Annotated in this window: 8 protein-coding genes; 3 read left to right on the forward strand and 5 right to left on the reverse strand. The window is 74.5% G+C overall.

Annotation, left to right across the window (positions count from 1 at the left end):
• Nucleotides 1–33: 33 nt before the first annotated feature.
• Nucleotides 34–645, reverse strand: coding sequence for a TetR/AcrR family transcriptional regulator (locus GTW67_RS05550; RefSeq protein ID WP_161163673.1), 612 nt, complete (start codon nt 643–645; stop codon nt 34–36).
• Between the two features lie 206 nt (nt 646–851).
• On the opposite strand from GTW67_RS05550, the gene GTW67_RS05555 reads away from it, so the two are divergent.
• The gene (locus GTW67_RS05555) at nt 852–1,694 is read left to right on the forward strand and encodes a phosphatase PAP2 family protein (protein WP_161163674.1); all 843 of its coding nucleotides are present in this window, start codon (nt 852–854) and stop codon (nt 1,692–1,694) included.
• The gene (locus GTW67_RS05560) at nt 1,691–2,746 is read left to right on the forward strand and encodes a DMT family protein (protein ID WP_161163675.1); all 1,056 of its coding nucleotides are present in this window, start codon (nt 1,691–1,693) and stop codon (nt 2,744–2,746) included. Before GTW67_RS05555 ends, GTW67_RS05560 begins: the two co-directional genes overlap by 4 nt.
• A gap of 21 nt (nt 2,747–2,767) precedes the next feature.
• Here the strand turns inward: GTW67_RS05560 and GTW67_RS05565 are convergent, their stop codons facing one another.
• Nucleotides 2,768–4,822, reverse strand: coding sequence for a phosphocholine-specific phospholipase C (locus GTW67_RS05565; protein WP_161163676.1), 2,055 nt, complete (start codon nt 4,820–4,822; stop codon nt 2,768–2,770).
• A 173-nt stretch (nt 4,823–4,995) separates the two neighbouring features.
• Between GTW67_RS05565 and GTW67_RS05570 the strand changes: the two genes are divergently transcribed.
• Nucleotides 4,996–6,291, forward strand: coding sequence for an MFS transporter (locus tag GTW67_RS05570; protein ID WP_161163680.1), 1,296 nt, complete (start codon nt 4,996–4,998; stop codon nt 6,289–6,291).
• 61 nt (nt 6,292–6,352) lie between these two features.
• Here the strand turns inward: GTW67_RS05570 and GTW67_RS05575 are convergent, their stop codons facing one another.
• The 3 genes from GTW67_RS05575 to GTW67_RS05585 form a co-directional block, all read right to left on the reverse strand.
• Complete coding sequence (locus GTW67_RS05575; RefSeq protein ID WP_161163677.1) at nt 6,353–11,344, reverse strand: DNA-binding protein; 4,992 nt, start codon at nt 11,342–11,344, stop codon at nt 6,353–6,355.
• Nucleotides 11,345–11,379: 35 nt separating this feature from the next.
• Nucleotides 11,380–12,249, reverse strand: coding sequence for a DUF4132 domain-containing protein (locus GTW67_RS05580; RefSeq protein ID WP_161163678.1), 870 nt, complete (start codon nt 12,247–12,249; stop codon nt 11,380–11,382).
• Between the two features lie 138 nt (nt 12,250–12,387).
• Nucleotides 12,388–13,184, reverse strand: a 797-nt coding sequence (locus GTW67_RS05585) for a substrate-binding domain-containing protein (RefSeq protein ID WP_161163679.1), incomplete at its 5' end; no start/stop codon positions are given.

The raw sequence follows: 13,184 nt of genomic DNA on the forward strand, positions 1-13,184 counted from the left end.
TGTCCAGTCATCCCGTGGACGGCGACCTGAGTCTCAGGGCAGGCCGAGGGCCGGCAGCACGACGGCCTCCACGAACCGCACCAGGTACTCCGCGTCGGCGTACTCGCCCTCGACGACCGGGCGCATCCGCAGCGCGCCGAACATCTGCGCGGGCACGAACTCCAGCGCCGGGTGGCCGGCGGGGACCTCGCCCCGTTCGACCCCTCGCCGCAGGATCTCCCGCAGCGCGGCGATCTCCGGCTCGACCAGCGCCTCGCGCAGCGCGCGCTGGAGCTCCGGGTCCTGCATGACCGCGTGGCCGAGCGCCTGGAGCAGCGTGTCCTTGCCGGACCACTGGCCCGCGGTCCGGGCCGCGTGGCGCAGGTCCTCCGCGAGCGACCCGGTGTCGATGCCGGCGAAGCGCACCTGGCGGCTGGAGCGCAGGGCCGCCGCCACGAACTGCGGCTTCGTCTTCCACTGCCGGTAGAGCGTGGACTTGCTGCACCGGGTGCTGGCGGCGATGCCCTCCATGGTCACGGCGTCGTAGCCGCACTCACGGATCTGTTCGAGCACGGCGTCGAAGAACTCCTGCTCACGCTCGGGCGTGAGCTTGGAGCGGCGCGAGGCTCCGACCGGCTCCGGTCGGTCCGCGGCCTGCGACGTCATGCTCTGCTCCTCACTCGTTGACAGCGGCACTGCACCAGGGGCCGGGGGCCCGTGCTCCAGTGTGTCGTCAGTCTATCGATACGCCAGTGTACCGGTACCCGATCGTATCGGTACACTGGCGTATCGGAACGGGGTCGTATCGATGAGAACCGTCACACGCCGCCCGCACCACCGCACGCACCACCGTCAGCGAAGGGGCCCCGGGGATGAATGCCCGCACCAGGCCTGATGAGGCGGAGCCGGACGCGCCCGCGCGCCCGCCGCTCGTCCGTGAACTCCTGCTCGTGGCAGGGCTCTTCCTCGTCTACAAGTTCGGCCGCCAACTGGCGACGGGACACACCGCCGAGGCCTTCGGCAACGCGCACCACGTATGGGACTGGGAGCGCGCGCTGCGGCTGCCCGACGAGGCCGGGGTGCAGTCCCTGCTGCTGCACGGCGACGTCCTGGTCCACGTGGCGAACACCTACTACGCCACCGTCCACTTCCCGGCCACCGTGGCCTTCCTGGTCTGGCTCTATCTGCGGCGGCCCGCGCACTACGTCTGGGTCCGCAGGGTGCTGGCGGCGCTGACCGGAGCCGCGCTGGTGCTGCATCTGGCCTTCCCGCTGGCCCCGCCGCGCATGCTGGGCGCGGTCGGCCTGATCGACACGGCCCGGGTGTTCGGGCCCTCGGTGTACGGCCCGCCGCGCACCGACCAGTTGTCGAACCAGTTCGCGGCGATGCCCTCGCTCCACTTCGGCTGGGCTCTGATGCTGGCGGTCGGCCTGATCGTCGCGACCCGGTCGCGGGCGCGGTGGCTGTGGCTGCTGCATCCGCTGGTGACGCTGCTGGTGATCGTGGGCACCGCGAACCACTACTGGCTCGACGTGATCGCGGCCACCGTCCTGCTCGGCATCGCCCTCGCCGTCCTCCGCCCGCCGCACCCGGCCCACGGGACCGCGGGGGTCGCCGGTCCTCGCGGGACCGCGCACCGCCTGCCGGTGCCCCGGCGGCGGGCGGCCGGGCGGCGTGAGACGGAGCGGCCCGAGCTGGTGGGGGCGGGCCGGTGAACGCCGCACTGATCGCCGTCCTGCTGTCCCTGGTCTCGGCCGTCGCCTACGCCGCCGCGGCCGTCGCCCAGGAGCGGCTGGCCGCCCGCAGCTCCGGGTCGGGCGCGCTGCGGATGCTGGGCAGCGGCGCCTGGTGGTGGTCGGTCGCGCTCAACGCGGGGGCCGCGCTCCTGCACGTCGTGGCCCTCAAGTACGGCCCGCTCACGGTGGTCCAGCCGCTCGGCGCGCTGACGCTGGTCGCGGCGGTGCCGCTGGGGGCGCGGCTGGCGGGCCGGCGGGTGAGCGCGGTCGAGTGGCGGGGCACGGGGCTGACGCTGCTCGGTCTGGGCGCGCTGCTGCTGACGGCGTCCGGCCCGGCGCCCGACGACGTGCTGAGCGTGCCGGAGGCGCTGACGGTCGCCGGTGCGACGGCGACGCTGATCGGCCTGCTGTCACGGCCCGGCGCCCGGCCGGGTCTGCGGCACGCGACGGCGTCCGGGATCGCCTCCGGGGTGGCCTCGGCGCTCACCCAGACCGTCACGGTCGCCGTCACGGACCGCTCGGGTCCGCTGCTCAGCGTCCAGGTGATCGGGGTGGCGGTGCTGGTCGCCGCCTTCGCCGCGGGCGGGCTGCTGCTGTCCCAGACGGCCTACCGGGGTGGCCTGGGCGCCCCGCTCGCGGTGGTGACGCTGGCCAACCCGGTGGCCGCCGCGGTGATCGGCGTGTCGTTGCTCGGTGAGCGGCTGCGCGGCGGCCCGGCCGGTGTACTGCTGGCGCTGACCGGCGCGGCCCTGGCCGGCTGGGGCGTGGTCCACCTGAGCCGGACCACGCCCCCACTGCCCGACGGGACACCTCCGGCGGCCGAGGACCGGCCTTCGGTGACGCCGGGCGTGCCGGGGCAGATGGCCGTGCCGACGCTCGCGCCGGCGCCGATGCCGGGCCCGGCGCCAGAAGGCGGACCAGTGGAGGCCGGGCCCGCGAGGACCGGCCCGGTAACCGGGCCGGTGCAGGCCGGACCCGGGCCCGGGCTGGTGCCCCGGCGGCCGGGGCCGGGGCACCTCACTCCGCTGTGAGGCCCGCGCAGCGACGCGCGTCTACGCCGTGGCGATCGCCGGGTCGCTCACTCCCGGCTGCCCGTTCTCCACGTGTCCGGCGAAGCGCCGCAGGAAGGCCGGGTCGCCGTCGGCGGTGACGGTGAGGTCGTACCAGCGCCGGCTCGCCGCCAGGCCGACGGTCTGGCGCACGGTGGCGCCGGGGCGCACGGTGACCGTCCCGCCCGGGCCGCCGTAGCCGTCGCTGATCCGCAGGCGGACCGTGCCGGACCCGGCGTTGGTGAAGGTCAACCGGACGTCGTCGCCGGTGTGCCGGGCGGTGACCTCGGGCCCTGCGGTCCTGTTGCCGCCCCGGAAGACGCGCAGGAAGCCGTTGGGGCCGTGCACGGACAGGTCGTACGCGCCGTCCGAGTACACCGAGTTCCAGGTGTCCGCGAGGGTCTTGCCGGCCTCGGTGGTGTACGTCCACGGGCCGTCGCCGCGGTTGCCGGAGGTGACGAGGAAGGCGGCACCGGCCCCGGCGCCGGAGGCGAAGGTCAGCGTGAACTTCCCGGCCGCCGTGTCCACGGCGCCGTCCACCTGCGGGGCGTAGCGCAGGGGGCGGGCGGGGCGCGCGCCGCGCTCCTGGCGGGGCATGCCCGGCTCCGCGGGCGGCGTCGGACGGTAGTCCGGGTGGCGCTGACGGTCCGGCGGCTCGTAGGCGTCGGTGTCCGGCAGCCGGGCGGGCCGGCTGTCCGGGCGGGAGAAGTCGAAGGCGGAGGTCAGGTCGCCGCAGATGGCGCGCCGCCACGGGGAGATCTGGGGTTCGCGCACGCCGAAGCGGCGTTCCATGAAGCGGATGACCGAGGTGTGGTCGAAGGTCTCGGAGCAGACGTAGCCGCCCTTGCTCCACGGTGAGACGACCAGCATGGGCACGCGCGGGCCGAGCCCGTAGAAGCCCTCGGCGTGGGTGGCGCTGCCCTTGAAGACGTCGAGGGAGACGTCGACGGTGGACAGGCCCTGCGCGGCCGACTTCGGCGGGAGCGGCGGCACCACGTGGTCGAAGAAGCCGTCGTTCTCGTCGTAGGTGATGAACAGGGCCGTCTTCGCCCACACCGCCGGGTTCGAGGTGAGCGCGTCCAGGACCTGGGAGATGTACCAGGCGCCGTAGTTCGAGGGCCAGTTGCCGTGCTCGGAGAAGGCCTCGGGGGCGGCGATCCAGGAGACCTGCGGCAGCTTGCCGGCCTTGACGTCCGCGCGGAGCCGGTCGAAGTAGCCCTCGCCGCTCTTGGCGTCCGTGCCGGTGCGGGCCTTCTCGTACAGCGGGTCGCCCGGCTTGGCGTTCCGGTAGGAGTTGAAGTACAGCAGGGAGTTGTCGCCGTAGTTGCCGCGGTAGGCGTCGCCGATCCAGCCCCAGGAGCCGGCCGCGTCCAGTCCGTCGCCGATGTCCTGGTAGATCTTCCAGGAGATCCCGGCCTCCTCCAGCCGCTCGGGGTACGTCGTCCAGTCGTAGCCGGCCTCGTCGTTGCCGAGGACCGGGCCGCCGCCCTTGCCGTCGTTGCCGGTGTGGCCCGACCACACGTAGTAGCGGTTGGGGTCGGTGGAGCCGATGAAGGAGCAGTGGTAGGCGTCGCAGACGGTGAAGGTGTCGGCGAGCGCGTAGTGGAACGGGATGTCCTCGCGCGTCAGGTACGCCATGGTCGTGGTGCCCTTGGCCGGCAGCCAGCGGTCGTACTTGCCATTGCGGTAAGCGGCCTGCCCGTCGGGCCAGCCGTGCGGCAGGCCCTGGAGGAACTGCATGCCGAGGTCGTCGGCCTCGGGATGGAAGGGCAGCACCTCGGTGCCGTCGCTCTTGGTCTGGTGCCACACCGACTTGCCGGTGTCCAGCGTCACCGGGCGCGGGTCGCCGAAGCCGCGGACGCCTCGCAGCGCCCCGAAGTAGTGGTCGAAGGAGCGGTTCTCCTGCATCAGGACCACGATGTGCTCGACGTCCTCGATGCTTCCCGAGCGGTGGTTGGCCGGGAGCGCGGCGGCCCGCTCGATGCTCGCGGACAGCGCGCTGAACGCTGCCGTTCCGCCCGCGAGTTGGAGGAAGCGGCGCCGGTTGACTTCGGGCATGGGGTGGGAGACCTCTCGCCTCGGGAGTGGGGGACCGCACCGGTCCGGGGCGGGCCGATGACGGAATGTGCGCGAAGCGAGTGTTCCAGGAGCACCAAACGTCAGGGAAGGGTCCGGTGGCGCTGATGTGAAAGTCGTCGGTACCTGAGGTGTGCCGGACCCGCCGGGCGGGGATGGTCGCGATCATGACAGGCATGCACACGGACTCCCCGCCGGGCCGACGCCCCGTACGCCAGCTCCTCGCCGCCTCCGTGGGCAACGCCGTGGAGTGGTACGACTGGTACGCCTACACGTTTCTGGCCACCTACATCGCGGACCAGGTCTTCCCGAAGAGCGCGGACAACTCGCTGGTGCCGCTGCTGTCCACGTTCGCGGTGTTCGCGGTGGGCTTCTTCATGCGGCCCGTCGGCGGGCTGCTGATGGGCGCGATCGCCGACCGGCGCGGGCGGCGGACCGCGCTGACCGTCACCATCCTGCTGATGGGCGGCAGCAGCCTGCTGGTCGGACTGACCCCGACATACGCGGCGGCCGGCGTGCTGGCGCCGGTGGTGCTGGTGCTGGCGCGGCTGCTCCAGGGGCTGTCGGTGGGCGGCGAGTTCGCCGCGTCGACGACCTTCCTGGTGGAGTCGGCGGGCCCCGGCCGGCGCGGCCTGTTCTCCAGCTTCCAGTACGTCTCGACGACCGCCGGGCAGCTCGTCGCCTCCGGTGTCGCGACGGTGCTGGTGGACACGCTGAGCGAGGATCGGATGAACGGCTGGGGCTGGCGGGTGCCGTTCGTGTTCGGCGCCGCGCTCAGCCTGGTCGGCTTCTGGATCCGGCAGGGTGCCCAGGAGACCCGCAGCGCCGAGCAGCAACGGGCGCCGCGGCCGGGGCTGTTCGAGGCGCTGCGCCGCCATCCGCGCGAGTCGCTGCTGATCGGCGGCATCACGGCGGGCGGCACGATCGCCTACTACACGTGGACGTCGTACCTGCCGACGTACGCCGAACTCAACACGGGGCTGGACAAGTCGGACGCGCTGCTCGCGGGCACCATCTCGCTGGCGTTCTTCGGGCTGCTCCAGCCGCTCGGCGGCCTGCTCTCCGACCGCTTCGGCCGCCGCCCGCTGCTGCTGTTCTTCGGCGTGGGGTTCGCCCTGCTGAGCGTGCCGCTGCTGCACGCCCTGCGCGACTCGTTCGCCGTGCTGCTGCTCGTGCAGTGCGCCGGCATGATCCTGCTGACGGGCTTCACGTCGATCAGCGCGGCCGTCAACGCGGAGATCTTCCCGCCCCGGGTGCGGGCGGCCGGCATCGGCTTCCCGTACTCGCTCACCGTCGCCCTGTTCGGCGGCACGGCGCCGTACGTGGGCACGCTGTTCAAGGAGCTGGGTCACTCCGGGCTCTTCCCCTGGTACGTCGCCGTGCTGTGCCTGCTGTCCTCGCTGGTGTATCTGCGGCTGCCGGAGACGGCGCACAAGGAGCTGGAGCGCTGACGGACCGGGCAGGGGCGGCCGCGTGTGACGGCCGCCCCCTCCCCCGAGCCGGTGGCGGAACTCAGCGGCGGCGCCCGCGCGGTCGCGGCACCTCCAGTTCCTCCAGTTGCGGGCCGTCCCCGTCCTGGACGCGCTGCCAGGCCTCGCGGTAGAGACCGGCGACGGGCCGGGAGGGCACGACGACGCCCAGGACGGGTGTCTCGCCGTCGAGCAGGTCGTACAGCGGCAGCTTCCACCGCTCCAGCGGCAGGTGCGGGTTCGCGAGCCGGGCCCAGCCGCCGGGCAGGAACAGCGAGCGGCCCGCCTTGGGGCGGCTGCCCTCCACGACGAGTGCGGTGGCCGCGAGTTCGGCGCGGGCGGCACGGAGCCGGGCGGCACCCCCGCGCCGCGCGCCCCAGCCGGTCCAGCGCGCGGTGTTGCGGTCGGTCGGGTCGGGCATCGCGAGCAGCATCAGGTAGAGGGCGGCGGCGTCCTCCCCGAGGCCGTGCCGCCCGGCCACCTCGGCGACCAGGTCGGGCACGGAGCGGGCGGGGTCCTGCGGCCACCAGTGGCCGTCGGCGTCGCGCTCGCCCGCCACCGGGGCGCCGGGGTCCGCCAGCAGCTCGGCGAACCGCGCGTCGTGGACCAGGCGCAGGGCGGTCTCCTGGGCAGTGGGCCGCCCCTCGGCGCGCAGGGCCGTCAGGCGGGGGTCGCTGCCCGTGGCGTCCAGCAGGGCCGGCCGGACGGCGGGGACCAGGTCGGGCCCTTCGGTGCCGAGGAGGACCGCGCCGTGGCGCACGAAGCCGTCGCCGGTCTCGTCCGGCTCTCCGGCGGCCCGGCGGAACTCCGCCCAGTCGGCCCTCCTGTCGAGACCGAGCAGCAGCCCGGGGTGGGCCAGCCGGGTACGCAGCGCCGTCAGCACACCGGGCAGGGCGGCCCGGACCGGGTCGCCGGACGGGAGGCGGTGGGCGAGCCACGCGGCCAGGGCGACCGCGCCCTTGAGGGTGTCGTTGCCGAAGCCGGGCGACTGCTCGGCGGACTCCACCCCGTAGCGGCCGAAGGACCAGGTGAGGTCCCGGGTCAGCCGGGGCTCGGCGGCGACGTCGACGAAGCCCCGCAGGGCGCCCGCCGGGGCCCACCCGACGGGTTCGACGGTGCGGACCGCGTCGTGGAGCACCTCCTCGGGGAGGGGCGTGCGCCGGCCGAGCCGCTCGTTCCAAACCTCGGCCGCGCGGGCCGCGTCGGGGCCGTGCGTCCACAGCCGGACCGGCTCGACGGGCAGCAGCGCCGCCACGACGGCCCGCAGGGCGTCCATGTCGAGGGCCCTCAGCTCGTCCTTGGCCACGCGGGCGTCGGCCGCCTTCACGCCGATGACCTTGAGCGTCGCGGAGGGCACGGCCTCGCGCTTGTCGTCGACCTGCGGCATCCCGGCCAGCAGCAGCCGGGCCGTGGTCGGGGTGACGCCGGTGAGCCGGGCGAACTCCTCGGCGGCCTCGGGGCGCCAGGGCGCCGGGCCGCGCTCGGCCAGCTCGGCGCGGAAGGCCGCGACCCAGCCGGGCGCCCGGACCGGCTCCGGTACGAACGGCTCCTCGGACACCGGGGTGTAGGGGGCGGGGACCTCGAAGCGGCCGGACGGGTCGTGGTACAGGGTGCCGTAGTGCCTGCCGCTGATGCCGTCCGGGTCGTACTCGAGGACGCAGAGGTACCAGTTGGCGGGGAAGAGCAGGAACGCCCCGCCGCCCAGGTCGAGCACGGCCGCCTTCGCGTAACCGCCTACGGCACCCGGCCCCTTGAACACGGCGTGGTCCAGGACCACGCGGACCCGGCGCCAGTGGGCGGGGTCCAGCTCGGTGAGCTCCTGGGCGTCCAGTTCCGCCAGGTAGGCGTCGAGAGCCTGCCGGTGCTCCTCGGCGGTGGCCTCCGAGGCGGCCCGCAGCGCCAGTACGGCGGGCAGTTCGGGCAGCGCCCGCACGTTCACGCTCTCCAGCGACTTCTGCTTGTCCAGGGAGACGTGCACGGTGCCCGCGGGGGTCGGTTCCGTCTCGCCGCGTGCCGACCGGGCGAGCAGCTTCGGCAGGTCGAAGACGCTGTGGGAGGAGTCGTAGTACCAGCGCCTGTCGCGTTCGGTCACGCCCGCGCCGTTCAGGGCCGAGGCGAGCAGGCGGTCGCCGATCGCGGGGCGGGGCTCCTCCGGGACGTCGCCCTGGACCGCCGAGTCCAGCCGGGCGAGCGCCGCGTCCAGGGTGCGCTGCTGCTCGGCGGCGAAGCGGACCACCCCGGCGATGCCCGTGCGCAGGGCGTCGTGGCCGACCTGCGGCAGCAGGGTGCGGACCAGGCCGGGCAGCGCCGCCCCGTCCTCGCCGTCCTCCGCCACGGCCGCCGCCAGCAGCGCCGCCGCGGTGTCCTCGCCGACCCGGCGGAGCGCGGCGGAGCCCCGCGGGTCGCGGGGCCGGAGCAGGGGCCAGTACCGCAGGGGCGGCAGCAGGGGCGTGCCCGCGCTGAAGGGACCGGCCGTGTGACCGCGCGTGATCTCGGCGAACACCGCCCCCTCGGAATCGAGCAGCCGGAGGTCGCTGCCCGACCAGCGCAGCACGGAGAGGGGCCGGTCGGAGCCGGGGAACAGCAGGACATGCTCCGGGCTCCCGCCCACTCCCGACGGGACGACGACCGAGCGTCCGGCCAGGTCCTCGCACCGCCGCGCACCGTCGGGCAGCGTGATCACCCGCCAGCCGAGCGCCCCGTCCACCGGGGCGCACAGCGGGCCGGGCTCGGCGGAGGGGGCGGGCAGCAGCCAGCCGGTCGTGAGGGTGCTGCCCTCCGGCGCGGTGCGCAGGCCCTCGGTGAACCAGTCCGGCCCACCGGGCTCCCCGACCGTGTCGGCGGCCGGGTCGTACACGTGCCAGGTGCTGTTCGCGTCGTCGGCGTAGTCCCGGACCCAGACCCAGTACGAGGTGCCGTCGGAGATCACCGTCCGTCGCTCGGGTATGCGGCTGGTGTCGCCCCGGCGCAGCACGCCGTGGCCGGTGGTCCGGCCGCCGCCGGGCAGCGGGAGGGAGGCGGGCGGCATGCCGTTCAGCCCGCCGGTGCCGTCCGCCGCGCACGCGTAGCCGTAGCGGACGTCGCCCTCGACCGGTACCGGTGCCGAGGCGTCGGCGTAGTGCCAGTAGCCGTGCGTGCTGGACGTGGAGAAGGTGTACCAGGTGACGAGCAGTCCGCCGTCCACGTACCGGAGGTCGGGGTGCCACCGGTCCGAGCCGTCCGGGAGGCGCAGCTCGTGCGCGAGGACCGTGCCCTCCGGGCCGACGACCCGGACCTGTGTGCCGTTGCGGACGATCAGCTGTGGCCAGGCCTCGCCCACTCTGATGGCGCGCGCCGCCTTCGGTGACTCGGGCGCGCCGACCGCCTCGTCCCAGGCGGGCCAGCCCAGTTCGTCGAGGATGCCGGTGCGCAGGGTGCGGGCGAGCGCCGGGGCGATGCCGGTGGCCAGTGCTTCGCGCACCGCCTGCTCGGCGGTCGCCAGCACCTCGCCCGGCAGCCAGTTCAGCGTCTCGAACGGGCCGGAGTAGGGGGTGAATCCGCCCAGTTCCGTGGTGAGGTACTTCCGGCCGGCGTCGGCCACCCACTCGGCGAGCAGGGGGCGTCCGCCGGGCGAGTCGGCCAGGGCGACGACGGTGCGCCGGTCGATGTTCTCGCGCTCGTAGGTGGGGCAGCCGCGGCGGAAGGCCGCGCGGAAGCGGGCGTCGGCCTCCAGGGCGAGCAGGTCGCGGCGCCGGTCGCGGGCCGCCCAGTCCTGGAGGTTCAGCCATGCGCCTTCCACGGGATCGGCGACCGGGACGCGCAGGGCCAGGAGCTGGTCGAGGAGGTCGACGTCACCGACCGGGGGCGGCAATGTGCCGCCGTCGGCGAGCAGTTCGGCGCGGAGTGTGTCGGCCATGCGGTCGACGAGCGGGTACAGCTCCGCCGGTGCGAGCCCCTGGTCGGCGGTGCGGCACAGGTCGAGGAAGCGGCGCGTCCAGCCGGCCGTGCCGTCGGGGGAACGCTCCTCGGCGGGCAGGCCGGTGTCGCACAGACCGGCGGTGGCGCCGGACTTCTCCAACAGGTCCAGCCACTGGGGCAGTTCCCGCTGCTCCCACTCCGTGGGCAGCACCCCCAGCAGGGTGCCGCGGACGGCGGGCTCCCGCCGGGCCAGCTCCAGCAGGGCGGGGCGGTGCGCCTTCCACCAGCCGAGCGGGGCCCTGGCCGTGCCGGGCAGCGGCAGCATCTCGCGCAGGTGGGCCATCTCCTCGGCGAGCGCGTCCTTGCCCGCGACGGCCTTCGCCAGTCTGCGCAGGTCGCTCGCGCCCGGGCTGGACGGCGGCACACCGTGCGACGCGAGCCGCACGAAGAGGCCACGCAGATGCCGGAAGGCCGTGGCGGCCGGCACCCTCGGCGCCAGTCCCTTGGCATAGCCGGAGAGGATCTTCGTCGGGACGGCGTCGGCCACGGCGAACTCGAGGAACACCGCGTCCATGCGGGCCTCGTCGAAGGGCAGCGCGTGCGCCGTCTCGGCCTTGCGCGCGTCGACGAACATCCGGGCGGCGTAGGCCTTCTCGCCGGCGGCCAGGAAGACCCGGCCGGCCTGCTCGAAAAAGGTCGGCAGGAAGTGCGGGACGGAGCCGGCGAGCCGCTGCCCGATGGACTCGTAGGTGGCGCGGGCCTTCTTCGGCCGCGATCTCACCGTCCGCGCCACCTTGTTCATCTCCTCGGCCAGGGACATGGCCAGGTGCCCGTCCGAGGGATGCCGGACCAGGACCCATTCGGGGAAGCCCGTGGCCCGGGGCCGTCCGAGGCCGACCTCCACCGGCTCGCCCTCGGGTTCGAGGCCGAGGAACCCGCTGCCCGGCTCCACGCCCTGTTCGGCGGTGGTGAGGCGGACCACGGTCCGGCCGTCGAGGCCGGGATGCCGGTAGGCCTGGGTGACCACGGGCACGGCCCGGTCGCCCGCGCCGGTGGTGCCCGGCGGCAGCACGGCTCCGGCCCGCAGCAGCTCCTCCGTCCGTGCCGTCGCCCCGCCCGGTGTCGTCGCGTCGTTCATGAGGTGGGTGCCCTTCCCGGGTGTCCGTGCGCCGTTCACTTGCCGCCGTCCGTGGCCGCCGTGCAGCCCGCGTGCAGGGCCGCGGCCATGCGCATGCCCTCGGACCAGGCCACGGGGCCGACGTCGGTCAGCGGCAGCGCGCGGTACCCGTCCTCGTCGCACCAGGTCAGGCGGCCGGTCCAGGCCTTCTCCTCGGTGTACGGGTCGCCGATGCCGACCGAGGCGGTGAAGATCCGCCCGGCGTCCCGGACGCGGTCGACGGCGTTCATGCCGGAGACCCGGTAGCCGAGCGAGGTGGCGCGGGCGGAGAGGCGGTACCACGAGGGGTACTCGGCGCCCGCGTACCGGGTGACCGCGAAGGCGTCGGCATCGATCCCGTCGGGCTTGTGCCAGAGGGCGCGGTGCAGCTGGTCGACTCCCTGGGTCACCCCCGACTCGGCGGCGAGGGCGCGCAGTTGAGCGAGTCCCGGGAGGAGGACCGGGTGCGGCATGGTCACCGTGCGCGGTGTCAGGCGGACGGTCTCGCCGTCGGCGGTCAGCACCCGGAGCGCGCCCGAGTCGTCCGCGTCCCGCAGGAATCCGGCCGTCTCCGGGCCGTCCGCGACGACAACGATGTCGCGCAGCGCCGCCCGCCAGGCCTCGTCGGGCCAGACCCCGGCCAGCAGAGCGGCCGGCACCGGCAGCGAGGACACCATCCAGTGGGTGACCTGTGCCGTGCACTCGGCCGCGTGCCGGTCCAGCCATTGGGCGAACCGCTGGAGTCCGCTCACCTCGGGGTGGTCCCGTATCTCCGCGGGGACGTCTCGCACCCGCTCGCCCCGTGACTGCCCAGCCGCGGGCCGGGCCACCACCCGTCCCTCCACCAGTGCGACTTCGTAGGTGTCGCCCGCTGCCAGCCAACCCATCGCTGCCTCGCCCCTTCCCGGTGCGGATCCGGCACGGCGCACCCCGGCGGCCCCGATCGGCGCGCCACGCCGTGACGTTGACCGAAGACTAGGGGCAGCCGCCGACAATCACCGGTCGGCTCCGGGCGCCGGCGCGGGTCAGGGACGAGGCGCCTGCGCGGTCGAGCCCCGTACCACCAGTTCGGGCTCGAACAGCAGCTCCTCGGCGGGGACGGAGCTGCCGTTGATCTGGGCGTTCAGCAGCTCCACGACGGCCCGGCCCATGGACTCGATGGGCTGCCGGACGGTGGTGAGGGGCGGCTCGGTGCAGTTCATCAGCGCGGAGTCGTCGTAGCCGACGACGGAGATCCGCGACGGCACGTCGAGGCCCCGGCGCCGGGCGGCCCGTACGACACCGAGGGCCAGCGGGTCGCTGGCGCAGATGAAGCCGGTGACGCCCCGGTCGATGAGGCGGGCGGCCGCCGCGTGGCCGCCCTCGATGGAGAACATGGCCCGGGCGACGTGCTCGTCCGGCACCTCTCCGACGGACCGGGCGGCGGCCAGTTTGCGGCCGGAGGGCATGTGGTCGGCGGGGCCCAGTACCAGGCCGATCCGCTCGTGGCCGAGGGAGGCGAGGTGCCGCCAGGCCTGCTCGACGGCCACCGCGTCGTCGCAGGAGACGCCGGGGAAGCCCAGGTGCTCGATGCCGGCGTTGACCAGGACGACCGGGATGTTGCGTTCGGCGAGCCGCTCGTAGTGGTCGTGGGACGCGTCGGCCTGCGCGTACAGTCCGCCGGCGAACACCACGCCGGAGACCTGCTGTTGGAGCAGCAGGTCGACGTAGTCGGCCTCCGAGACGCCACCCTTGGTCTGGGTGCACAGCACCGGGGTGAGGCCGAGCTGGGCCAGGGCCCCGCCGATGACCTCGGCGAACGCCGGGAAGATCGGGTTCTGGA

This window comes from Streptomyces sp. SID5910 (genome assembly GCF_009862125.1).
In the GTDB taxonomy this organism is placed as follows: domain Bacteria; phylum Actinomycetota; class Actinomycetes; order Streptomycetales; family Streptomycetaceae; genus Streptomyces.